Source organism: Vibrio ponticus (genome assembly GCF_009938225.1).
Taxonomy (GTDB): domain Bacteria; phylum Pseudomonadota; class Gammaproteobacteria; order Enterobacterales; family Vibrionaceae; genus Vibrio; species Vibrio ponticus.
The window spans coordinates 410,330-435,355 of sequence record NZ_AP019658.1 but is presented as its reverse complement, the minus strand read 5'-3'; the positions used below and the strand labels follow the sequence as shown (position 1 = coordinate 435,355).

Annotated in this window: 20 protein-coding genes; 7 read left to right on the top strand and 13 right to left on the bottom strand. The window is 43.0% G+C overall.

The features are described 5' to 3' along the window. Nucleotides 1-23: 23 nt before the first annotated feature. On the bottom strand, nt 24-1,109 hold the full coding sequence (locus tag GZN30_RS16455; RefSeq protein WP_075648791.1) for an anaerobic sulfatase maturase: 1,086 nt from the start codon (nt 1,107-1,109) through the stop codon (nt 24-26). A 670-nt stretch (nt 1,110-1,779) separates the two neighbouring features. Between GZN30_RS16455 and GZN30_RS16450 the strand changes: the two genes are divergently transcribed. Continuing rightward, nucleotides 1,780-3,012: a DEAD/DEAH box helicase gene (locus GZN30_RS16450; RefSeq protein ID WP_075648790.1), complete on the top strand. Its 1,233-nt coding sequence runs from the start codon at nt 1,780-1,782 to the stop codon at nt 3,010-3,012. Nucleotides 3,013-3,108: 96 nt separating this feature from the next. On the opposite strand, the gene GZN30_RS16445 is transcribed toward GZN30_RS16450, so the two are convergent. Continuing rightward, on the bottom strand, nt 3,109-3,654 hold the full coding sequence (locus GZN30_RS16445) for a YgjV family protein (protein WP_075648789.1): 546 nt from the start codon (nt 3,652-3,654) through the stop codon (nt 3,109-3,111). 23 nt (nt 3,655-3,677) lie between these two features. Next, complete coding sequence (gene kduD, locus GZN30_RS16440; protein ID WP_075648788.1) at nt 3,678-4,439, bottom strand: 2-dehydro-3-deoxy-D-gluconate 5-dehydrogenase KduD; 762 nt, start codon at nt 4,437-4,439, stop codon at nt 3,678-3,680. Nucleotides 4,440-4,705: 266 nt separating this feature from the next. Between kduD and kdgR the strand changes: the two genes are divergently transcribed. Beyond that, complete coding sequence (gene kdgR / locus GZN30_RS16435; protein ID WP_075648787.1) at nt 4,706-5,488, top strand: DNA-binding transcriptional regulator KdgR; 783 nt, start codon at nt 4,706-4,708, stop codon at nt 5,486-5,488. 92 nt (nt 5,489-5,580) lie between these two features. On the opposite strand, the gene GZN30_RS16430 is transcribed toward kdgR, so the two are convergent. The 9 genes from GZN30_RS16430 to GZN30_RS16390 form a co-directional block, all read right to left on the bottom strand. After that, nucleotides 5,581-7,068 (bottom strand): DUF2264 domain-containing protein, encoded by a 1,488-nt coding sequence (locus tag GZN30_RS16430; protein ID WP_075648786.1) that lies wholly within the window; start codon nt 7,066-7,068, stop codon nt 5,581-5,583. Between the two features lie 96 nt (nt 7,069-7,164). Next, nucleotides 7,165-7,806: an RpiB/LacA/LacB family sugar-phosphate isomerase gene (locus GZN30_RS16425; protein WP_075648785.1), complete on the bottom strand. Its 642-nt coding sequence runs from the start codon at nt 7,804-7,806 to the stop codon at nt 7,165-7,167. 52 nt (nt 7,807-7,858) lie between these two features. Then, a complete protein-coding gene (locus GZN30_RS16420; RefSeq protein ID WP_011149455.1) occupies nt 7,859-8,581 on the bottom strand; it encodes a CBM9 family sugar-binding protein in 723 nt (240 codons plus the stop codon). A 67-nt stretch (nt 8,582-8,648) separates the two neighbouring features. Next, complete coding sequence (locus GZN30_RS16415; protein WP_075648784.1) at nt 8,649-9,689, bottom strand: glycoside hydrolase family 88/105 protein; 1,041 nt, start codon at nt 9,687-9,689, stop codon at nt 8,649-8,651. A 178-nt stretch (nt 9,690-9,867) separates the two neighbouring features. Continuing rightward, nucleotides 9,868-10,308, bottom strand: a complete 441-nt coding sequence (agaF, locus tag GZN30_RS16410; RefSeq protein ID WP_011149453.1) for a PTS galactosamine/N-acetylgalactosamine transporter subunit IIA — start codon at nt 10,306-10,308, stop codon at nt 9,868-9,870. 12 nt (nt 10,309-10,320) lie between these two features. Continuing rightward, complete coding sequence (locus tag GZN30_RS16405) at nt 10,321-11,205, bottom strand: PTS system mannose/fructose/sorbose family transporter subunit IID (RefSeq protein WP_011149452.1); 885 nt, start codon at nt 11,203-11,205, stop codon at nt 10,321-10,323. Further along, a complete protein-coding gene (gene agaW, locus GZN30_RS16400) occupies nt 11,195-11,968 on the bottom strand; it encodes a PTS N-acetylgalactosamine transporter subunit IIC (protein ID WP_011149451.1) in 774 nt (257 codons plus the stop codon). Before agaW ends, GZN30_RS16405 begins: the two co-directional genes overlap by 11 nt. Nucleotides 11,969-11,986: 18 nt before the next feature. Then, a complete protein-coding gene (locus tag GZN30_RS16395) occupies nt 11,987-12,475 on the bottom strand; it encodes a PTS system mannose/fructose/N-acetylgalactosamine-transporter subunit IIB (RefSeq protein WP_075648783.1) in 489 nt (162 codons plus the stop codon). An 11-nt stretch (nt 12,476-12,486) separates the two neighbouring features. Next, the gene (locus tag GZN30_RS16390) at nt 12,487-13,272 is read right to left on the bottom strand and encodes a DeoR/GlpR family DNA-binding transcription regulator (protein ID WP_232060517.1); all 786 of its coding nucleotides are present in this window, start codon (nt 13,270-13,272) and stop codon (nt 12,487-12,489) included. A 536-nt stretch (nt 13,273-13,808) separates the two neighbouring features. Between GZN30_RS16390 and GZN30_RS16385 the strand changes: the two genes are divergently transcribed. Genes GZN30_RS16385 through GZN30_RS16370 form a run of 4 tightly spaced genes read left to right on the top strand, consistent with a single transcriptional unit; the run spans nt 13,809 to nt 22,292 of the window. Next, nucleotides 13,809-14,750, top strand: coding sequence for a hypothetical protein (locus GZN30_RS16385; protein ID WP_075652523.1), 942 nt, complete (start codon nt 13,809-13,811; stop codon nt 14,748-14,750). Nucleotides 14,751-14,782: 32 nt separating this feature from the next. After that, on the top strand, nt 14,783-17,203 hold the full coding sequence (locus tag GZN30_RS16380) for a polysaccharide lyase 8 family protein (RefSeq protein ID WP_075652524.1): 2,421 nt from the start codon (nt 14,783-14,785) through the stop codon (nt 17,201-17,203). After that, complete coding sequence (locus GZN30_RS16375; protein WP_075652525.1) at nt 17,203-19,590, top strand: polysaccharide lyase 8 family protein; 2,388 nt, start codon at nt 17,203-17,205, stop codon at nt 19,588-19,590. The genes GZN30_RS16380 and GZN30_RS16375 overlap by 1 nt, the downstream gene beginning before the upstream one ends. A 2-nt stretch (nt 19,591-19,592) precedes the next feature. Next, on the top strand, nt 19,593-22,292 hold the full coding sequence (locus tag GZN30_RS16370) for a hypothetical protein (protein ID WP_075652526.1): 2,700 nt from the start codon (nt 19,593-19,595) through the stop codon (nt 22,290-22,292). A gap of 114 nt (nt 22,293-22,406) precedes the next feature. On the opposite strand, the gene GZN30_RS16365 is transcribed toward GZN30_RS16370, so the two are convergent. Continuing rightward, nucleotides 22,407-23,327 carry an ROK family protein gene (locus GZN30_RS16365; protein ID WP_075652527.1) on the bottom strand — a complete coding sequence of 307 codons (921 nt, stop codon included), beginning with the start codon at nt 23,325-23,327 and terminating at the stop codon, nt 22,407-22,409. Between the two features lie 345 nt (nt 23,328-23,672). On the opposite strand from GZN30_RS16365, the gene GZN30_RS16360 reads away from it, so the two are divergent. Next, the gene (locus GZN30_RS16360) at nt 23,673-24,920 is read left to right on the top strand and encodes an Nramp family divalent metal transporter (RefSeq protein ID WP_075652528.1); all 1,248 of its coding nucleotides are present in this window, start codon (nt 23,673-23,675) and stop codon (nt 24,918-24,920) included. Nucleotides 24,921-25,026 lie beyond the last annotated feature (106 nt).

The window sequence follows — 25,026 nt, the reverse complement described above, 5'->3', positions numbered from 1 at the left end:
CTTTCCTTGTGACACCCTCTAACTCAGAGGATATTGCGCACGATGTAATTCATCGCACCTTGGGTATTTTTGAAGAACATCTTGTAGGATTGGCAAAGGTGATTTTCACCATTTGGCTTGGCATGATTAGGACAGCCGCCATTACACATCGGCAAAAATTCACACTTCTGGCATTTCGTCGTGTTACGTAATGTGAGGAACTTGGTGTGAGCGGGGGTTTGAATCGACTCTGCAAACGAGTCTGTCGCGATATTGCCTACTCGATACTTGTCTTCAACAAAGTGATCGCAGGAATAAAGATCACCATTTGACTCAATCACTAACGGTGCTCCGCACTGCTTTTGGTTAAAACAGATCAGTGGGTGCCCATTGGCATAGTAAGAAAGTGTGCTTTCAAAGTTCATCACAAACATAAAGCCGATGTCTTGCTCGACCCATTCTTTAAATACATCAAGTAAGAACTTACCAAAACCTTTCTCTGGCACGGTGAAGTTCACCGGCGTGTTTTTCTTGTACGTGACAATCGGAATAAACTGAATGTAGCGAACGCCGATCTCTTTTAAGTTGTTGTAGACCGATTTACCCTTATTCCAGTTGGCGCTATTCACTGTGCACAATACGTTGTACTCAACCCCATATTGATTGAGCAGTTTGATGCTCTCTTTAACCGTTTGGTAAGTACCTTTGCCTGAGGTAGTAATACGATAATGGTCGTGCGCAGCTTGGGTACCATCTAAAGAGATACCGACCAAGAATTGATGTTGCTTTAAGAATTCAGCCCACGATTTGTTGAGGGTCATGCCGTTGGTTTGCAGCGCATTAGTGATGGTTTTGCCATTGGCGTATTTTTTTTGTAACGCGACGGCTTTTTGGAAAAACTCTAGTCCAGCCAAAGTGGGCTCGCCACCTTGCCAAACGAAATTGATTTGCGGGGTTGGCGATTCTTGAATGTATTTTTCAACGAATAACTCGAGCGTCTCATCGCTCATAGTATCCAACGGTTTATCACTCAAAGAATCTTTGGTACCCAAATAGAAGCAATACTCACACTTCAAATTGCATCTATCACTAACCGGCTTTGCCATAACCGTAAATGTATTATTAACCATCTTTAAAACCACAAAAATGCATCAAGCAATAAGTCTCGATGCATACCGCCTTAACTCAATGCACGGCGGCGTAATAATGCTTAACACAGCAGCGGATTTTGGATAGCAAAAAACCACCCAAGACAGTCTCATAGCTCGATTTCTGTTGGGTATTGCTGTGTAGAGAGTGGTCTGGAATAGCAAAGAATAGGTAACCATCCGATTTAGTTACATTTTATTCACTTTACCAAATTGAGCCGAGCATCCATTAGCCCAATCCGACGCGGCGCGGATAGTACACACATTGCTAGTGTCTAAAAGCGATCTTTGTCGCAATTACAACTTATGCAAACGTTTAAACAATCAATTAATGAGCAAAATATCACAAATTTTGTTCGTTTGTCAGAATATAACCACAAACAGAAAACAAATCCCTCATTTTAATTACTGTGTAAAAGCCACTGAGATCATCTCTGGTTACTAACAACTTGTTTACTCATGTCGATCGCATCCCCAATCACAGCCGCTCTAAAACACCAAGTCACTCAATGAGTCTCCATCGGGATAAATCGTTGTTCAGTAAGTTACCCAACAACGAATAAATACTTGTTCAGATAGATATACCCTCTATGCTAAAGTGCGCGCCTGCTCAATGCTGCACGACTGCTTTCAACCTAAAGGTAAACCTATTATGTCATTTTCATCTCTTACTCTTAGTGCTGATATTATTACTGCACTGCCTAATGACATTAAGAGTCCAACCGAGATTCAAACACTCGCCATCCCTCAACTTGTTGCGGGTAAAGATTTGCTCGCCTTAGCCAATACAGGCAGCGGAAAAACACTGGCTTATGGTTTACCGCTGATTCAGCAGCTTTTAGAAGATAACCTGCAGCAGCAATCCCTTGTTCTGGTGCCAACTCGAGAACTCGCCACCCAAGTAGCCAGTGCGATTGACGCTATCGCGAGTAAACTTCAGCTAAACACTGTATGCCTAACAGGTGGCGTTGATAAAGAACAACAGAAACAAGCGCTCGCTAGTAATCCGCAGATTATCGTTGCCACAACTGGGCGCATGATTGATCTATTGGCAGACGAAGCACTAAACGCAGCACGTATTACTCGTTTAGTTCTGGATGAAGCAGACCGCCTACTTGATATGGGCTTTTGGCATGATGTACAAAATATTGTTGGTCAAATTTCTGCCAAACGTCAAACCGCTATGTTTTCTGCCACTTTCTCAACCGAGCTAAAACAGAAAGCCTCGCAATTGATGTTCCAACCTATCGAAGTTGCCGCGCACCAAGCAAACAGCACTAACCAAGACATCGCAGAAACCCTTTATCTGGTTAACAAAGGCAGCAAGACTAAGGCTCTAATTCACCTTCTTGAACAAAACCATTGGTCACAGGTATTGGTGTTCATCGGCGCTAAAGAGAATGCTGATAGCCTTAGTAAGAAGTTGACTAAGGCGGGCATTCAAACAACGTGTTTGCATGGCAACAAAACGCAACAAGAGCGCGAAGAAGCGTTGGAGCAGTTCAAATCTGGCAAAGCGCGCGTACTGATTGCCACCGATTTACTTGCACGTGGCATTCATATTGATGAGTTGCCAGCGGTGATCAACTTTGAGCTACCAAGTTATGCCGAAGTGTATGTTCACCGTGTCGGTCGTACTGCTCGTGCTGGTAAACAAGGCGTGGCAATTTCTTTAGTGTGTCACGGGGAAACCGCGGCGCTCAATGCGATAAGAGAGTTGACCCAGCGAGCTTTACCACTGGTGGAGATGGCAGAATTTCCGGTGACCGATAAACCGTCAAGTGGCGCAAGCAAACGCGCACCTCGCGATAAAAAAGCCAACCGTCGCACCAATAGTAAGAAGAGTATTAAACAGTTCCAAGCGAAGAAACCAAGAAAAGCATAACAGTATTAAACACAAGCCCATACAAGTATCTTGCTTAGATGGGCTTGTTTCTTAACACGCTTCGAACTCGAAAAAGTGACAGACAACTGTTCAAATTCAACTCTCCACCATCATTCGTTTCTGATCTCGAATCAAACGAGTAATGGTAAACAAATTGACTGATATCGCACTTAACTCCAGCAACGTCCCTCCTATCGATCCCAGCATAATATTGTTGATGAGCCAACAACTGGCACCGACCAAAAACGCCAAACGCATCTTGATACCTTGCAGCATAAATACCGCATAGGAACCAATTGCTGTGCCAAGTATCGGCCATAAATCCCATATCGAGTCGGCAATACTAAGACCAAAAAGCGTGCTAGCAATAACAAAAAAGGCAGCAGCCCATTTCGGTGAGAGCCATTGAGGAGTGAGATAGATTGCCGTCGCTGTTCGAAAAGCCGAAAGAAGTGAGCTTAATGCTGAAACTGATGACCCCATCAATAAGTAATGAATCAAATGATTAAGATTGAGAGTCAGCATTACAATTTTTAAGCGGCGGTCATCTTTTTGGTAAAAGGTGGATAAGCCTAGAGCAAAGCTTAACAAGCCAAATAATTGTGCTATCGAAAACGGCTCAGAGAAAATACCCACCTTTATGGACCTTCGTGATTGCTACTCGATTAACGAGACAACCAACCGCCATCCACTGCAATGGTGTAACCATTAATGTAATCAGAAGCATTAGATGCTAGGAATACACAAGGACCAGCCAAGTCAGAAGGCTCGCCCCAGCGACCTGCAGGAATACGGTCAAGGATTTCCTTGTTGCGAGTTTCATCAGCGCGCAGTGCAGCCGTGTTATTGGTTGCCATGTAGCCAGGTGCAATCGCATTAACATTAATGTTGTGCTTAGCCCACTCGTTCGCCATTAGACGTGTAACACCCATCACACCGCTCTTTGATGTGGTGTATGAAGGAACGCGAATACCACCTTGGAACGATAACATTGATGCGATGTTAATGATCTTACCGCCCTGACCTTGAGCAATAAACTGTTTTGCCACTGCTTGAGATAGGAAGAACACCGACTTAACGTTGATGTTCATTACGTCATCCCAATCTTGCTCTGAGAAATCAATCGCATCGTTGCGACGAATGATACCTGCATTGTTCACCAGAATATCGATACGTCCAAACTCTGTCACTGCACGATCAACAATTGCAGGGATATCATCAAGCTTCATCAAGTTAGCACGAACATCAACAAACTTACGTCCAGTTTGCTCGATAAGTGCAATCGTCTCCGTTGGCTCAACGATGTTTACACCAACAATATCACAGCCAGCATTAGCCAAACCCAGCGCCATACCTTGACCTAAACCAGTATCACAACCAGTTACGATAGCCACTTTACCTTGAAGATTGAACGAATTAAGAATCATATCTATTCCTTAAAAACTGCATTAAGTGCTGAAAGGTTTTCAGCACAAATTTCACTCTGTTCAGGCAAAATAACAACAATATGAAAAGCCGTACAGTTATTTTTAAAACATCGTTTCAAAAATAACTGTACGCATCACAAAACCACCTAACAAAAACAAAACATCGTTTCAATTTTATTGAGTCGCAATTTAAATTAGTAGCGGCACTAAGCGTGCTATGTATAATGAACCCAATTCAACATGTCCCAACATGCACAAGGTGAACAATGGAAAAGGCCACTCAGCCAGAAGCCGTCTCTTCGGTAATGAAGGTATTCAGCATTCTTCAAGCTCTTGGGGAGCAAAAAGACATCGGTGTCTCTGAGCTTTCTCAACGCTTGATGATGTCTAAAGCAACCACATACCGCTTCCTACAAACAATGAAAATGTTGGGCTATGTCGCTCAAGAAGGTGAAGCGGATAAATACAGCTTAACCTTGAAACTGTTTGAGCTTGGTGCGAAATCGCTGGAATACGTCGATCTCATTGCTATTGCCGATAAACAGATGCGCATTATCGCTGAGCAAACCAATGAAGCTCTTCACCTTGGTGCGTTGGATGAAGATGGTATTATCTATATCCACAAAATCGATTCAGGCTATAACCTAAGCATGCAATCTCGAATTGGACGCCGCAATCCGCTATACAGCACAGCGATTGGCAAGGTATTGCTGGCAGAGCGTGAAACTGATTTTGTGAAGCAAGCGCTCGCCGATGTTACTTTTGTCAAACACACGGATAAAACGCTGGAGAACGTCGACCAACTGATCGAAGAGTTGATCCTTGTCAGAGAACAGGGATATGGACAGGATAATGAAGAACAAGAGCCTGGCTTGCGCTGCATTGCTGCCCCTGTCTATGATCGATTTGGACAGGTGATTGCTGGTCTTTCAATCTCTTTTCCAACCATTCGTTTCGATGAAGAACGCCTTTCTTACTATGTTGAGCTACTGCAAACCGCCGCAAATCGGATATCAGAGCAATTAGGCTATCACTCAGAAAACCAGTAGATTAGCGCGAGTCGAGCAACTAGATCTCCATTACTGTTTAGAAGCCAAAATGGAGTATCTAGTTGCAAAACAACCGAGCATCTAATCAATAGCTAGAAGAAATGAAATAGCTTCGAACTATAGCTTGTGACACCTTTGCGTAATAGATTGTTTTTCGGTCGCTCTGCACGACCAACCAACCTCTCCTGCCACTTTTTAAGTCTCGATTGTGACGCAAGTTTTCTCGATTGCGGCGTTTGCTCCTTAATATAATCATTCTTAAAGATCACATTCACTTCTTGCGTTTCTTGAATCCCAACCACCAACATATTGGGACCATTTAAAGAGAACATAAAACTCTCTTTTTCGATTTCTAACGGCTGCTCCTTCGCTTCCCATAAGCCAATTCTGTCACCACAGAATAAGGCGATGTTTAGTGCTCTTAAAGACCAAAAGCTGCTTGCCGGACCACTATAGTTGTCTGTAAGACGAATATCATCGGCAAACAAGCCTTGAGTCGGACGTCCTTTTTGTAGTGCCCCATTGGAGATAAAGTAGCTGAGGTTGGTTTTGAACGCGCGTTTAAACTGCCCGAGATATTCGTTGGGTACATTGGCGCCACACACATCAAGAGTGGCAATTAAAGGGGCGGTAGCAGATAAACGATAACACGCACTGCGCCCAAATAAAGGGAAGCCTTGCGGGGTAAAAAAGTAACGATATTTGTCGCTAAACGTTCTTAAGCTATGGCGAATAAAATGTGGATCAAACTCAGGGTCAACTTGCGCTAACCAATAAAGTGAATAGTGAAAACCCCAAGCATTGTAATAATCATAATTGCCTTTTGCCCCATCGCGAAACCAACCATCACCAACAAAAAACTCTTTCACGCGTGCGTAACGATGATGCTCAACATGATCTTCACCGGTCAAATCTTTCATTACCAATTGAACCGTTAGTGGAAAAAGGTGCCAATTATTGTCCACGGTTTCAACATGATTGACTTGAGTAAACCAAGTAACGATCTGTTGTTGCTCATCCGAAGCCAATGTTTGCCATACTTGCTCTTTACTTAGCCATAATGCTAATGCCAAGTCAGCACTTTCACAGATCCTTTGATCATAGTCTTCGATATTTCCCCAATAACCAGAATGATGAGGGTTGGTGCCCGCAAGAAACGCGCACTTAATCCAATCAACCAAATTGAATTGTGCTTCACTTAGTGTCGAACTTTTCAAAGCAGTATTGGGATTGGCATGCAACCACGCAGCAAGCGTTGGGAGCACACGACTGCTGCCCTCCATAGCGTCTAATCGAGCGGTCTGCTGACTTGATACCCCAGGATAATAGGCATGACTGTAATCCCATACCGCATAATGTTCAAAAGCTTCGGCGACATAATCAACCAGAGATTCACATTGTACTTTTAGCTCTGTGTTTTGTTTAAAAACAGCAATAATCTGCTCATCCAAATCAACAAAATCGCGACGCTTGAGCTTACAACGAATAAGGTTCTGTTTGAAAAGCTGTAAATACTGGTTTAAATCAGGATGCTCACATGGGATATATGGGCGTTCTGATGCTTGAATAAATTTTGTCATTTCGCCTCCGGATAGCGCGCCTAAAAAAGCACACCGTATAGAAACACAAAGACCAATCAAATTGATTGGTCTTGTCTTTTAAAGTACTGACGCTGATTAGTTCAAGATTTCACGAACGAAATCCGAGATTTCATCTACTTGGCTATTTTCAAATAGACATTTCTGGAAACGTTCACCGCGACAAGCTGTGCGTACTAATTCAACATCGATCGCTTTTAAACTTGCTAGGTAATCTTTAGCAACCGCACGTTTAACATCATTCAGGATCGCAACGTTTTGTTGTTGAGGTACCGCACGTTCAACTGGGTAGCCTTGGCCACGTTCGCAACCAGACATCATGACTTTTTCAAAAATTCCACGCACATTCAGTTCTGCTGCCCAACCGAAGTTTTTCGCATACGCTAATGACAATGCGTTGCCGTTATTGATTTGTGTAAATAGGAATGCATCAGAAGGCTCTATCGCGTAACCACAAACCACGTTTGAATGAGCGTTACATGCAATCAAAGCACCCTGACCTGTACCACAACCTGTGAATACAAAATCAACCGCCTTAGCCGCCAACAAGATAGAAGTTTGAATACCTAAGTGGATGTAAGTTAGGTGATGGTCTTCTGCGTCACACATACCAACGTTAAATACTTCGTCGCCACTTTGCGCAGCTACATATTGAAGTTCTTTTAGAATAATTTCATTTTTAGCCGCTTGGCTATTTTCCATAGTTAGAGCAATTTTCATTTTTGTTCTCGATTAATTTGTTTTATGTGTCTTTAAATAAGCAGGGACTATTCTATTTCACTAATTTACACAGTCCAAAAGTATAAGGGTTATGGAAGTTCGGCTTAGGTGTATTTGGATCTATCCAAGTCATCCAGCCCATATCCAACTTACCGTCTGCTTGTTGCGTGAATTCGGCGCGCATCAATGCACAATTTAGTTCGGTTTGCTGCTCGTCTTGCCAAAGCCCAAGTGAGGTCAATGTCATAAATGGAATCTTGGTTTCAACGATATATCCACCGTCAACGATTGTTGCTTGAGTTTCTAATCCTGGCCATGTCCAAGTGCTATCTAATTGACCAATTTTTTTGTTTTCTGAATCATAAGAAGCCTTCGCACTAAACACCCTAGCCTTCGGATCAATTTCCATCGTGTAATAAGTCGTTAGCTGCTTATCTTTAGCTAAAAACATCTCGACACGGTCAGAATCTAAAATGGCGCGCTTTGGGTCTGTACCAATCGCAATATTTTCGTCACTTACACGGTAGCGAAAAAACAGACCATCTGCGTTCCACAGCGCTTTAAACTCTGTTGCAGGTGCAAGTTGACTGCGCCACGGAAAGCTAAACTGGGTTAAGGTATTTGCATCATCCCAAGCGGTATCCGTTGGGTTCCCGTCGATAACTGGTGACTGAGCAGAATACTCAATTAGATACTCACTGTCTGCAGAAGCATAAACATTTGTTGCTAGGCTGCTACCTAGTAAAAGTGCTGTTACGTAAACTAATTTACTCATATATAACCATCCTAATTTTTTGCTATATCCATTAACTTCGTGGCGGCCAGCCAAAGTTGAGGAGCGATTATTCTGTCAGCGCTAACATAGCTGTTGCGGCAAGTAAGAAAGCACCTGCGCCATAATCAATATTGTGTTCAAACTCAACATCACGAGGGTTAAAGGCCGGTAGCTGAACCCAACCAATCATGCCATTTTCATGAATACAACCTTCCAACGCAGCCCATGCTTTATTTACTACTGGCAAGTAAGTCTCTCGGTCTAGGTGCCCTTGTTCAATACCCCATGCTAAGCCGTAGCAGAACAGTGATGTCGCACTACTCTCCGGAGCAGGGAAACTTTCTGGGTCAAGTAGACTAGTACGCCAGAAACCATCCGCTTGCTGATACTTAATTACTTCAGCAGCCAAAGCACAGTACATGTCAAGGTAACGTTGACGCGTTGGATAATCCGATGGCATGTGAGCTAAAATTCGTGGCACAGCAGCTAAAACCCAACCAATACCGCGGCTCCAAAATACTTTTTCGCCATTCGCTTCTCGTAGTTCTGTCCCTTCTGCATTTGGGATATAACGTTTGTCGCGGTAGTAAAGATTGGTTTCGGCATCAAATAGATTGTCAACCGCATCCCACCATGCTTTATCCATATAGTTAAGGTACTTGTCATCACCGGTTGCAACCGTCAGACCGGCAAAAACTGGCGGTGCCATAAACAATGAATCACACCACCACCAATCTTCGCGACCCGGCTTTGGTTCATCGACCATAATATCCAAAGCTTTTGTTGCGTATTCGACTGCTTCTGGCATATCAAACAGAGGATAGAGCGGTAAGTACGCTTGCATACAAACATGATCATCAGCAAAGCGTGGTAGAGGACCAGGGCGGAAGCCCGTATTCAGCGTAAAATCGAGTAAACCGTCCAAGTACTCATTATCTTTAGTCGCTTGCCATGCCTGCGCAACCGATAACCAAAATACACCACGTTCCCAATCAGTCGCTTTTAAAAAGCGTTTTTTGCCAGTACTACGAGTAACAAAGCGGGTGCGATTATCTCGCTGCCAGCTGTATACTCGCTTCATTTGTTCTAAGATTTGACCATTATTCATGTATTAGCCTTATTACATCTAATTACCTTGTAGGAAATAGATGTAAAAATTCGTGAGGAAATATAATTCTTATAAAAAAAGGCACTACTAACCTGACTAAACAAATCCAATAAAAGGGGGAGTTATATTGAATTAAATTTAGTAGTGCCGTTAATCTAAATTAGGAGCTAAATATTATTTATAATTCGTCTTCGAATGAATCTGAATTGTTATTCTCTAACATGGCGATTTCTTTCGCCATATCTTTCATTGACTGAGCGCCAATCTCGCAAACAATCTCAGTTAACTCTGCTAGTGAAACACCGTCACGCTCAAAACAAGCGTTTGTAATCATTGGCAAGTTACAACCCGCAACGACTTTGACATCACTGCGATTGAGCATAATAGCTACACCACGGTTACAAGGAGAACCACCAGGAACGTCTGTCAGAATAAGAACCCCTGACCCATCGTTCATTTTTTCAATTGAAGACAGCATTTGTTCTTCTAATTGTTCTGTTGTCATTGTTGGCACAAAATCAATAAATTCTAAAGAATCTTGCTCACCAACAATTGCTTCAACAGCAGATTGCATGCCGGTTGCGAAATTAATATGCCCGGAAACAATAATACCAATCATAATAAACCTTTATTAGAAAATACCGACCAAATGACCACTTACACCAGCAAATAGGATACCGAAAATAAGTGCTGTTGGAGATTTACCTTTTTTCACTAGGTAGTACATCAACCATACAAGTGCCATTGGCAGTAGGTTAGGCATTAATTTATCTAGCATGCCTGTTTGTAAACTAATATCAGCAGCGCCCGCTTCAAGCTCAATCACCGTTGAAACTTTTACATATTTTGCAACCATCGAACCAATAACGCCAAGACCGACGATGTTTGCAGCGCGACCTAGTTTTTCCGCTTGGTCAGACAGTTTCTCAAGCGCAGATACACCTGCGTTGTAACCAAGGAATAGCAACCAGAAGTACATTGGAATACGGTATGCTTGGTAAAGGACAAAGAAGACCAAAACACCTAGTGGGTTGCCCTGCAAAGCAATCGAACTACCAATAGCAAGTGTTAGCGGTAACATCACCGAGTGGTCTAGTGCATCACCCACACCCGATACTGAACCCATTGTCGCCGCTTTTACCGACGCAATTGTTGATGGTTTTTCTTTGCTCTCTTCCATCGCAATCGCTAGACCTAGAGGCAAGGTAAACATCTTAGGGTTTGCATTGTAGAACTGTAAATTGTTCTTTAACGCCTTCTTAAGGTCTTCTGGATTTTGGTGGATCTTTTTCAATGCTGGGCTGATTGAGTAACAGAAACCACCCGCCTGCATACGGTTAAAGTTAAAGTTACCTTCCATCAAAAGACCACGGAAGCCAATTTTCCACAGGTCTTGCTTCGTAATTACTTTCTTTACTGCCTGATCACTGTAACTATCAGTATTGCTGATTACTGAAGATACCGCATCTTCATGGTACTGATCAGGGTTCATTGTCATTTCTGCATTAGAGTTCATCGTCAAATACCTGCGTTTGAGTCGTTGCTTGAGGAGTGTCAGACTTTTTATTGTTCATGTAATCCAAGATAGCTACACACGTAAACACAAGTGCTGTACCTAGAATTGGCATATTAAAGTATGTTGAACACACGAAACCTAAGAAGAAGTAAGGCAAGATAGCAACGTTAAACATAGTACGTAGTAACATTGCGAAACCTACTGCAGGCATCATACCACCAGCAATCGCCATACCTTTCACGATACTTTGTGGAAGATATTCTTGAATGAATTCAGCACCTGTAACACCAAAGTAGATTGCACAGAAACCAACCACACCGTATAGCAATGCACGAGCACTTAGACCGATGTAGATAAGCTTATCAATCCCTTTCAGGTTCAGACTTTCTGCATATTCGTCCGCTTTCTGCATCATTGGTGCACAAGAAGTAAATAGGAAAAGAACACATGTTTGCATTGCTAGAGCGAAAGGAATTGCCATACCAATAGCGGCTTCTGGCGTCATATCTAGTTTGATCGCAAACATAGTACCAACGATCGCACCAACTGTTGTATCTGGTGGCTGAACACCTGCGTTCGCAACAAGACCTAGCCATGCTAACTCAAATGTTGCACCCGCAATGAGACCCATTTGCAGGTCACCGAGAATTAAACCCACAACCGTACCTGTTACCAGAGGTCGGTGGATACCTGTGAATACATCGAATTTATCGATGCCACATAATGCCGCCCATACTGCGACTAATATAGCTTCCATTAACATTTTGGTTCACCTTGGATATTAGATTTGTAAATCTTTTGTCATTTCAAAAATGCACTCTTTGTCACTTTCAGGCATATGCTGAATAGTGCTTACACTTCCATGGTCACGCAAAACATTAAACGCAGCCATATCATGTTTATCAACGTTAATATATTTATTAACAACTACTCGCCCTTCATGAAAATGCATATTACCAATGTTAATTTCTGGTAATTTAATTCCACCTTGAACGATTTTTGCAAAATCAGTTGGATTTTTACACAACAATAATATCTTACGGTCCATACCTGCTTTAGGTAGGTTGGCAATAGTTTGGTCAATAGTACGGAATAACACTGCAAAATCACTACCCGCAGAGGCTTTGAAAGGTGCTTGAAGTGGTTCCATTTGTGCAATTTCATCGTTAGCAACTAGAATTGTATTTGCACCAGAATGCTTGCCCCACTGAAGACGAATTTGACCGTGAATTAGACGTTCATCAATACGTGCTAAAACGATATTAGCCATGTAAATTTCCTTTATTTATTAATATTTAACTTTAATATTTTTACATTATTCAATTCCAATGACTTTTTCGTTTCGTCATCCAAATTGTAATCCGTGATGACAGTATCTATTTTATTTGGCTCACATGTCCAAAATGAGTCGTTATTACTAAAGGCTGATGACTCTACTACAATAGTGATTTTCTCAGACAAATCGCAAAGTAATCTAATCATGTCAGCATCAAACTCACTTTTAGAGAACACCCCTAACTTGGTGTTAAAACTCTCTACATGAATAAGCGCATTGTTAAAACGATACTGTCTTAAACTATTTATCATGTGTGAACCAGTCATTTTCATATACTCTGTATTCACACGACCACCTGTAACGAAAAATTTGCAATCCGTTATGTGGGGAACCTTTTGAATCAAATTAAGATCTCGGGTAACGACAGTCGCTCCTTTAATATCTTTAAGATACTTCAACGATTTTCTGATCAATGGACTACTATCAACAAAAATCGTACTTTTCTCTTCTAATGCCCCGTAAAACGCATGAGCAACATATTCATAAAAATCTGTACTTCCACTCTGATTTTTCGACGTTGCTGACATTGCAAGTTTTGACAGCACATCTCGATTCACTAATGCAAAACCATGCGAGCGTACGATATACCCGTTCTCATCTAGAAAACGTAGGTCTGCACGAATTGTTGCTCCCGTAACATTGAAATACTCGGCAAGCTCATCAACGTGCATCTTTCCACGTACACCAACCATATTCGCGATTTCGAGTCTTCGTTCTATGGCGGTTTTCATTACTGCGTCCCCTCTAGCTTTTTCGACGCACATAAATCAGATTTTTCATTTGTTTTCATTTGCAGTAATTCTCTTTCAAGATTTTTTATTGAGCAATTACTTTTTATCCTAAGCATGACTAAACTCACAATTTTCCGTAATTAAAGTTTCTGCATTATAGCGCATGTAAGACCCCATTCAATCCGAGCTATTTAGCGAATATTTGCCCGACTAGAGAAACAGACATCAAACCAATATAAATCAATAACTTACAATGAGAGCGTCATTTTTACAGATCAGATTGCATATCGAGCAAGTCTATTTTTGTTATCCAGGTCACACCAAGACAACCTATTCTGATAAATATATGTGATTATATTATCAATAATTAAATCCGCTTTTTATGTGCTATTGCTCGTGAAAATTTTGTCATAGATAATCCGCCACCTAGTGAAAATGAAAACAAATAAAAATAAGAGAATGAAAAATCGCTAATCCCAGCGCGGTGTTCAGGCCTCCCAGCCTCTTCCTGTTCATTCCTTATTTGAGGGACGGATATGAAAAACACGACTCGTTTGGCGGCATTGCTGAGTGCATCAGCCACCATACTTTGCTCACCCGCACTCGCTCGAACTTGGGTTGAAGTGGGTACCGAATATGAACAATACTTCGATGAAACCGATCAGGGAGCGACATATAACTATGAGCGTTTAAACGCCTATACCCCTTATGTGCGCTTCTCGCATTCCCCAACCAGCAACGAATGGAATATTTGGGGCAGAGCATTTAAGAAGTATTACACCAATGAAGAGCTCTTCCCTAATGGAGAAGTGAACGCTCAAGTTGATCGCTTAGAATTGCATTACACTCAAATGAACCGCAAGGGTGCTTGGCGTTTTCGCCCAGGTGTCGGCGTCCGATATAACGGATATGACATAGATAGATACGAAACTGAGTATCGTCTTTACCCTCAATTCGACTATTTCTTCAATTCGAACAGCCAAGCATTTTTGAGTGGACACTGGTATATCGGAGATGCAAAAGGCATTCGCATGGGTGATACCCAGCCACAAAACTATACCGATTGGGGTTATGAAGCCGAATTTGGTTGGCTATATCGATTCGCGAATGGCTCATCGATCAAGCCCCACTTCTATACCGAATACGATAGCTACGAAAACAACTTTGATATCGACTATTGGCAATTCCGCTTGGTTTATAGCCAAAAAATCGGACGCGCCACTATCAATCCTTTTATTCGCTATGGCTTAGGGCGAGAGATTACCGATCGTTCTCATAGTGATCCTGAACGTTGGGGACTGAAAAGAGATAACAATTACTCACGTGCAGGCGTATTCGGCAATGTGGGCATTTCTGGTAAATGGAACCTTATTTACGAAACCTACTACCAAGTCGAAGACCAACATGGCACTTGGGGTGAAGAGCTGCCTGACCGCGATAAGTTCTTCGCTAAATTTGGCATCCAACGCATTTTCTAATTGCATCTCTGACATCTAAAAAGGGTACTGTTTTGAAAACTACATCTCTATCTGCTCTGATCGCTGTGATCGGATGTACGGGACTGCATGCTGAGCCCGTTTTTGCAAACACAACAACTGATGTTGATGCAGCGCCAGTGCGTGTATCAACCCAAGATTTTTACTCTATTGTTCGTCATCGCTGGGCAAGTTATTTCCTCGGTGATCAAACAATGGCTTTTGATCAGCAATTGACTAACGAAATTACCAAAATTAACCACCAAGCAAAACAGTGGCTGGATCAACTGACCATTGATGAAAATGGATTGTGGGCAGATCTTCCTCTCCAAACCGACAATGCCGAGCAAAAAAGAAAGCTAGGTATTCAACTTTACGCCACATACCAACGTATTTTCACGCTAGCTCGTGCGTATAAACTCCCTGGCGGTGAACTTGAAAATGATCCCCAGCTACTTGCGATGCTCGTCGAGTCACTAGCATTTCTTCATGACAATTTTTACCATGTTGGTACAGCTGAATGGGGCAACTGGTGGCATTGGCAACTTGGCATTGGACGCGTAGCTAACAACACGTTAGTAGTACTATATGATGAGCTGCCTCAAGAAATCATTAGCAATTACGTTGATGCATCTCGCTACTTTGTTCCTCGACCTACACACTTAAGTGAAGGATATGGTGCACCTTACTCTTCTGCTCCATTGATGTTTGAATCTACAGGTGGTAACCGCACAGATAATGCTCAGGTAGTACTTATTCGAGGCATTCTCGACAATAATGAGAACGAAATTAAATCGGCGGTTGAATCCCTATCTAGCATTATCCCATTTGTAACTGAAGGTGATGGTTTTTACCAAGACGGCTCATTTATTCAGCATAAAGATTTGCCATACAGCGGTACATATGGACAAGTAATGGTTGAAGGTCTAGGCATGCTAATGGGGCTAGTTGCAAACACGCCTTGGCAAGCCAATGACCCTAATCTGCAAAAAATCTATCCATTACTTTTAGAGGCTTTCGCGCCTTTATTGGTCGATGGCAAGATGATGGACATGGTAAACGGCCGAGCGATTTCAAGGATATCAGGTCAAAACCAAAAAGTCGGGCAAGCCATGTTGAGTTCAATGTTGCTATATCTACCTGGCGCACCAGAAAACTATAAGCAACAACTCGGAGAATTCCTAAAGAGTCAGCTACAACGCAGTGAAAATGGCATTGCTCAACCTACTATTTTTAGTAGCTATCAGCTTGCTCAGCAGTTACTTGCAGATAATCAAATCAAACCACAAGCACCACGCAGCACTCATACGCAATTTGCCGAAATGGATCGTATTGTTCACCACCGCCCAACTTGGAGCTTCGGTATTGCGATGCACTCAGATCGCGTTGGTAACTATGAATGTATTAATGGCGAAAACCTAAAAGGCTGGCATACCGCTGATGGCATGGGGTACCTCTATAATCAAGGTTCGGCTCACTACAATAATTACTGGCCGTTAGTTGACTCGTTCAAATTACCTGGCACAACCACACTGCAAGTTGAACGTTCTTTATGCAGTGGTCAGCTTTCAGCACAGCGAGATGGTCGCCAAGGTTCAATGGATTGGACAGGCGGTGCAAGCCTTGAGCAATATGGTATTGCTGGTATGCAATTCGTTAGTTGGAACCAAGACCTAGAAGCTAAAAAGTCTTGGTTTATGTTTGACGATGAGATCATTGCACTTGGTGCTGATATCCGCAACAAGAGTGCAAATGATGCCGTAACCACATTGGAAAACCGAAAAATTCCGGAAAACTCAAAGGTGACGTTTAATGGTAAGTTATTGGCAGACAATCGCTCTGTAGAACAACCTTTGACTTCGCTAAGTATTGAGTTCGATAGCTCAAAACCAAGTGTTCAATACCTATCTCTAGATGAGCAACCAATTAAAGTATCTAAAGTTTGTCGCCAAGGTAACTGGGCTGACATCGGCACGAACAAAGGTGAGTTAACTGGCTGTTTTATCGAAGCGACACTTCAGCATTCTGCAGAGACTAATGGAAGTTACGCTTACGCTATTGTGCCTAGTCTAAGTAACAACTTTGATTCGGCGAAACAGTTGCCAATCGATGTTGTCGCAAATAACTCACAGGTACAAGCTGTCGCTCACAATCGACTCGGTTTATTCGCAGCGAATTTCTGGGATGATTCTCAAGCTGGCATCATCACTGCGGATAACTCAATGTCGATTATTTTGAAATCGACTGAAAATAGCATTGCGGTATCGGTATCGGATCCTAGCCGAAGCTGGTGGGATCGTGATTTTTCACTCGAAGGGCAGTACAAAATTGTTGTCGATGGTGAAAACCGCGTATCACTCAAAGACTCGCGTCACTTCTCTGTTGATCTCTCCGGATTAGACGGCTCAAGCTACTCATTCCAAATTCAGAAAATTCATTCTGGTGAGGCAAAATAATGGTCAGACAATCGCTATTGGCACTGACCATTACCAGTGCCCTGCTCGGTTGTAACTCTGATTCAGCAGGGACATCTTCGGATGTCACTGCTCCTGACTCTAAGTTCACCGAAGTTCGAGCTCATTGGGCAGCAAACTATATTGGCGACGCTAGTCTCCCGTTTGACGATCAACTCACTCAAGCGACAGCCAATATTAGCCGTAACGCTGCGCAATGGATGCAACAATTTCAATCATCTCGCACTAATGTCAATGCGGGACTTTGGTTAGATTTACCCCTAGCGACAGCAACAGAACAAGACAAAAAGCAACTTGGAGACCAGCTCTATAAGAGCTATCAGCGTCTATTTACCATGGCTCAAGCTTACCAGTTACCGAAAAGCGACTTATATCAGAGTGTTGAGCTGCTGGATGTTATCACTGAAGGCTTGGCAATCTTAAATCAACATTTCTATAAAGTTGGCGTAGAAGAATGGGGCAATTGGTGGCACTGGCAATTAGGTATTAGCCGTGTAGCAAACAACATTCTTGTGCTGATGTATCAAGAACTCCCAGCATCTTTGGTTACAAATTACATTGATGCCATTGAGTACTTCGTTCCAAACCCAACGCACCTTAGCGAGGGCGCTGGCGCGTCAGCATCTTCTATGCCTCGACCTTTTGAATCCACAGGTGCTAACCGCGTTCAAAATGTGCAGGTGGTCTTAGTTCGTGCATTGCTCGCCAATGATCAAGACGCTTTTCAAACCGCGGTTGATGCCCTTGAACCCGTGATAACTTTTGTAGAAAGTGGGGATGGATTCTACTCTGATGGTTCCTTCATCCAACACACTGACATTCCATACAACGGCAGTTACGGTAATGAGCTATTAGAAGGGTTAGGTTTGTTACTAGGGACAATTGCAAGTGCACCTTGGAACGAACAGACAGAACAATACTCAGCGATCTATTCACTCTTACTCGAAGCCTATGCACCATTTCTGGTGGATGGTCGAATGATGGATATGGTCAACGGACGTGCTGTTTCTCGCTTATCTGGGCAAAATCATAAGATTGGTCACGCAGTGCTTAACTCAATGCTATTTTTCATTGAATCGGCACCGAGCAATGTAAAAAAACAGCTTCAATCAGTAATTAAAACCAATATTGAAAACGATACATTTCTTGACTTTTATGCCAACCCTCGATTTTTCCGTAACCAACAGTTAGCGCGACAACTAGCAGATGACACGACGGTTAACGTGCTTACGGATCGTCGTCAGCATAAACAGTTTCCGGCGATGGATCGTATCGTTCACCATCGCCCGGATTGGAGTTTTGCGATTGCTATGCACTCTAACCGCGTCGGCAACTATGAGTGTATCAATGGTGAAAACCTAAAGGGTTGGTACAGCGCTGATGGTGTGACCTATCTATACAACCAGCAATTGGATCATTACACCAATTACTGGCCAGTGGTTGATCCGTATCACTTAGCTGGCACCACGACGATTGACTCAAGCAGAGAGAATTGCTCTGGTCAATTAAGAGGCGATGGCAAGCGTCAAGATCTAATCCAATGGTCTGGCGGGACCTCTCTTGATCAATATGGGATTGCTGGCTTCGATTTCACCAACTGGGACGATACGCTGTCGGCGAAAAAGTCTTGGTTTATGTTTGACGAACAAATTGTCGCTCTCGGCAGTAATGTCACTAACCCAGCGGCATTGACTAACCTTGAAAACAGAAAAATTATCGCTTCTGCACAGGTGAAAGCAAACGGTATTAGCGTTGAGCCGGCAGCCTCATTTGAAGGTGAGCTCGAGCGTTTAGACATTACCGTGGATGGACAAAATAACCCAATCAGTTATTTACTACTTAACCCGCAGACTGCCACTGTAACCAAAGCGTGTCGTAGCGGAAACTACAATACGATCGGCACCAATAATGCGGCAGTCAATGCTTGCTTTACTCAAGCTGAGCTTAAGCACGACTCAAGCGATCAATACCAATATGTACTGTTTCCAAATAGTACTAAATCGGTTGTGGATCGCGAAGCGATTGCACCATCAATTCATGTGTTGAGCAATAGTGAAAATGTCCATGCAGTTGAGCACACTCAACTTAAATTAGTTGGCTTAAATTTTTGGCAACCTGGGCAAGCTGGCGCAGTTGAAGCATTCAGCCCAATGTCGATGCTCTACCGTACCAACTCGGATCAAAGTTTAACCGTTTCTATTTCAGACCCTACTCGTAGCTCACTCTCAGTGAAGTTCAAATTTGATGATACCTATATCACCAAAGGCGATCTCGAAAACCGTATCACCACCAATAACGATGGTTCGTTCACCATCGACCTCACTGATCTTCAAGGTCGTAGCTACCAATTTGCGCTTATAAAGGAATAATAATGAATATTGTGAGATGTTTTTTAGCGGTAAGCATCAGCTTATCATTAATGGCTTGTGGTAACGAAAGCAGCGACAAACCTGACGCTCTACCACAAATTCCACCGCCACCAGCTGGTGGCTATGAACCGGATTTTAGTGACTTCGAAACTGTCGCAAATATTGATCTTGGGGAGCTAAAAGAACTAACAGGACAAGCTCTTATTGATGGTTTAGAAAAGCAACTAAACGATAGCTTACTAACACGCTCGTCAACTGCACAATTCGAGATCATTCCGCAGTGGGGTTATGACACCAACCTTCGCGTGGTTGACGTCAATGGCTACTACGCATTAGAAACCACTTTAGCCGCAGGCAAAGTGGGTAAACCTTCTGCAAGCGAATTAAATGGATTCAGTTTCAAAATCTCACTGCCTAATGGCGTAGTTAAACAAGCTACATTGAGCTATCAGCTAAGCTTAGCGAAACCACTCGGTTTTGGTGAAGCGGCTAAGTCTCCTGATTACATCTATTTACCAGGCTTAACCAGTGGCGCACCTGAAGTACAGAATAATAAACCGACCGCCGCAGGAACGGGATTTACCTATAAATTCTCAACCGATCGCTATGGCTACCTCAATGCAAAATATGCTGACCCAACAAACGGTGACTTAACCAATGCACAATTGCAGTATGCAGAAAAAGGCATCAAACCAACTCAAGGTCAGTGGGATTTAATTCAGCAAAACATCACTGTAAACGATTTTAACCAGGATACGGCACAAGCCAATGGCTCTGTGACCACCTACTTTAATCGCGAAGTGGTTGCGCCTAAATCAGGCAGCACAACCGATCGTATTTTGGTTGATGATACTCACCCGTACAATCTGCAAGCTCTAGTCGAAGTCTACCGTTACTACAAGCATGGTGCAGATGATATAAGTGCCGTGCAAGAACAAAAAGTTCGAATCAAAAATCTTAGCTTCGCTTGGAACAACGATGAAGTTGCTCTACCACCACCGGTGGATGATCAACCGGATCTTGCTGGTTACCCAAATATTAAAGCAATTGATTTAGAACCACTAGCAGGCATGCAAGGCAGCGACTTAGTCGCAGGTATTCAGCAACAGCTTAATGAAAGTCTACCGAAAGGAACGACTGGCACATTCAAAGTGACACCAAAATGGGGATTCGACGGCGCTTCGAATTGGGATTCAGAAAACCTTACCGTCGAAATGATTCAAGGTCAGTATGTATTACAAACCACTATCGCCGCACAAGCAGTTGGTCAACCTTCGTCAAGTAAGCCAATGCAAAATGGCTTTAGCTTCCTCATTGAACTACCAAATGGCAAAGTGAAAGAAGCAACGATGTCCTACTTGTACCGCTTATCGACTCCGCTTGGTAACGGCGATCCAAGTAAGTCACCTGACTATATATTCTTACCGGGCTTTACCAGTGGCGATCCATTAGTGGCAGACTCTGCAAGTCAACCAGGTGAAGGCTTTACCTACAAATTAAATACTGACCGCTACGGCAAATTAAGTACTCGATTTACGGATGCGACTGACAACAAGTTTTATAACTCTGTTCTACAGCAAAATGGCGCAGACATCCGTATCGACGCAAACCTGTGGCATTTGGTGCAGCAAAAGCTGCAAACAAATGACTTCGTAGGGAGTGCATCTACTGCAGATGGTTCATTAGACATGATCTACAAAACAGGCGCTATGACCGCTAAAGCCGGTGCAGTAACGGCTCGTACTCAAGTCGATGCTCACCACGACTACAAACTTGCAGCTTTGATGGAAGTTTACCGTCATTGGAAACACTCGGCGGACAAAGAGTCTGATTTGAAAGAGCAAGTAGTCCAAATTAAAAACATTACTTTTGCGTGGAAGAATGATGATATCAATGAACCAACGACTCCACCAGCAGCTAATTACTGTAGTACTAAAGGATTCACTCAATCTCGCGCGCTAGACTTAGCATCAATTAATGGATTAACTGGGCAAGACTTGCTAGATAAAATCGGTCAGCAACTTGGTGACTTACCTGCTGGAACACTGACCTTTGGCAACAGTCGCGATAATATTCGCGTCGTCGAGAATGCCGGAGAATTCGCTCTTGAGGTAACATATGCTGCGGCTGAGACAGGTCAAATGGCTACCGCTAATGGTACTGACTTTGCTGTTCCATTCCCTACTGGAAACAGTAAGTTACGTGGGGCTTGCTTTGCTTACGATCTCAACGTTGCTATCGCAACGAACGAAAACAAAGATGTTATTTTGTTGCCGAGTATTCTGCTAAATTCAGGTAATACCTTACTATCTGATCATCGCTATGCAACGAATAAGTATAAACGTTTTTCAGCAAAATTTATTAACCCTCCACACGCCGATCTGTCATGGTTAGACTACGGTGGCAATAACTATGTCAATGCAAACACTTGGTACAAGATGAATCAACATCTTCAGTTTGGCGACAATGGTACAGGAACCCTCGATTTTCAAATGAACGATGTCACTTACTTTAAACCTAATGCGGGTAAATTTGACGGAGAAGCATTTGAGAATGTAAACCACCAATTAGTGGACGCATCTGACGTCGACCATGTTCAATTTACAGCTAACTTCGATACTTATCGTCACGATGCTGGTGGAGATAAATTGCAAACGATCCAATACAAAAACATCGCGATTGGTTGGAACACTGCAAATTAATTTTCAATATCCAATTAACACTGCAATTTGAAAGTAAAACCGCCTTACTTAACTAAGGCGGTTTTTATCATCTAGAAAACTGACTTGCGCTCGATTTTAAAGGTGATGGAGAAATTACCCTAACTGAACCAAACCACTCATAACGGGCAGGTAAGCGGCACCTAGCACGCCGCTTGAATCGCCATGCAGTGCTTGTTTAACTGGAGTTGTGACATTTTTACTAAAGGTATAATGTTTCAGCTTTTGCTCCACCAATGGGTAGATTGCAGATTGGTTAGAAACGCCGCCCCCTAATACGATCACTTCAGGATCAATTACGTTGACGATCGAACCTAAAACCCTTGCGAGACAATCAGCGTAATATTCAACGTGTTCAACGGCATCTTTGTCGCCATCAGCGTATCGATTAAAGATCGCTTTAGCTGACAATTTGTCATATTTCTGCGCCCAAGTACGCTCAAAGCCTGTACCAGAAACAAACAGTTCATTGCAGTTGTAAGAGCCACAGTAACACTGAGTAGTCGGACCATCCTTTTCAGGCTCATAACCCGGTAAAGGGTTATGCCCTATCTCACCGCCCAAGCCATGTTGACCATCAACGATGTTGCCATGAATAACGATCCCGCCACCACAACCAGTGCCAATGATCACTGCCAAACATGAATTAAGTGCCTCTTTTGCTGCACCGGTTTCAAACTCAGATATCGCCAAACAGTTGGCATCATTGGTTAACGCGACCGGAAGGCTATAATGCGCACGCAAATCACCGAGAAAGTCTTCTCCATTGAGATAAAGTATATTGGCGCCTTGTATCTTGCCTGTAGTACGGTTGATTGAACCGCAGCAACCCACACCAATAGACTGCACTTCGGTTGTCTCCATCAAACTATCAATCACTGACTTTACTGCAGACAAAAATGCTTGATAACCCGACTTGGGAGTATCAACACGAATACGTTTAACGACGTCTCCACTGGAAGGCGATACAATCACACCTTCAATTTTAGTTCCGCCAATATCTAACCCAATCAGCATTGCACTGCCCTCACCATCTGCTCTTTTCGCTTAAACAAGTAAACGTTTTAAACCAATATTGAAAATAGTCTGTCCGCTATTACAAATAACGTCACCTGTTACGACTCAATCTCATGACTCTGAGCACTAATTTCTTCGTTTACCGAGCTACATATATGGTTTCTATATTGACGGAGCCATACTAGTCACATAAGAAATTCACGTAAGAAAGTCACGCGAGAAAACTCTCGATCGTAGCTTCGCTTCTTTCATCGCTATTACTTATCAAAATAATAGTTAGGACAAATTAGCCCCTTGTAACTAACAGGCGTAAATTCGCTCCATCGAAATTATGAGAGCAAAAGAATGACTGCGCTGACATCCACTCCTTCTAGTGTTGCCTTTGGCAATTCAAACAAACTTAAGAGCAGTAGCAAACGTCTTATTGGTCCTGCATTTATCGCTGCCATTGGCTATATCGATCCTGGTAACTTTGCTACTAATATTGAATCTGGTTCGGCTTACGGCTATCAACTGCTTTGGGTTGTGCTCTGGGCTAACCTCATGGCAATGCTTATCCAATACCTTTCGGCTAAATTAGGTATTGTGACTGGCAAAAACCTAGCCGAGCACTTACGCGACAACTTACCGAAATGGGCGGTGGTTCCCTACTGGATTCAAGCTGAAATCATCGCGATGGCAACCGACCTTGCCGAGTTCATTGGCGCTGCAGTTGGCTTCCAATTGCTCCTTGGAGTGAGCTTATTTGAAGGGGCGGCGATCACAGCACTGTTTAGCCTCGCGATTCTCACTCTCGGTCGTCGTAGCCAAAAACCACTTGAGATGTTTATCGGTGCTTTGCTGATTATCGTCGCGGTTATTTATATCGTCGAATTGATGTTAGCCAAACCTGAGCTTGCCCCAATGGCAACAGGCTTATTTGTGCCTACTCTTACTGAGCCAAAACAAGTCTATCTGGCTGCAGCGATCTTAGGTGCAACCGTGATGCCTCATGTGGTGTATTTGCACTCAGCGCTATTCAGCGGAAAAAACGAGCACAGCACGAAACAAAGGCTAAAAATGACGCGTGTTGATGTATTAATAGCAATGACTATCGCGGGTTTCGTCAATATTGCGATCATTGCCATGGCGGCGGCGGTCTTTCATCATACAGGTCGCAGTGACATTGCCAGCATCGAAACCGCTTACCAAACACTGACGCCATTATTAGGCAAAGGCGCTGCACTACTATTTGGCTTATCATTGATAGCCTCTGGACTATCATCAACTGTGGTAGGCACACTCGCAGGGCAAGTAGTTATGCAAGGTTTTGTGCATTTTTCCATTCCACTATGGCTACGTAGAACCATCACTATGCTACCGGCGTTTGGCTTTATCGCAATGGGCGTCAGTACCACAGATATCTTGGTCGCGAGTCAAGTCGTCCTCAGCTTTGGTGTGGCTCTAGCGATTATTCCGCTGCTTGTTTTCACCAGTCGCAGTACCATTATGGGGAGCTATAGTAATAATCGGGTCATTTCTCTACTGGGTGCGATTATTGTCAGCTTTGTTCTAGGTTTAAATGGCTACCTCTTATGGAGTTTGGTGGCGTAAGCCAATGGGAGACTAGGCGATCAAAAATGCCGCTCACCTAGGTGAACGGCATTCGAATTAAGGATTTAGCTTTGTTATCTGCTAAGTATTTGCTGTTTAAAGCCGT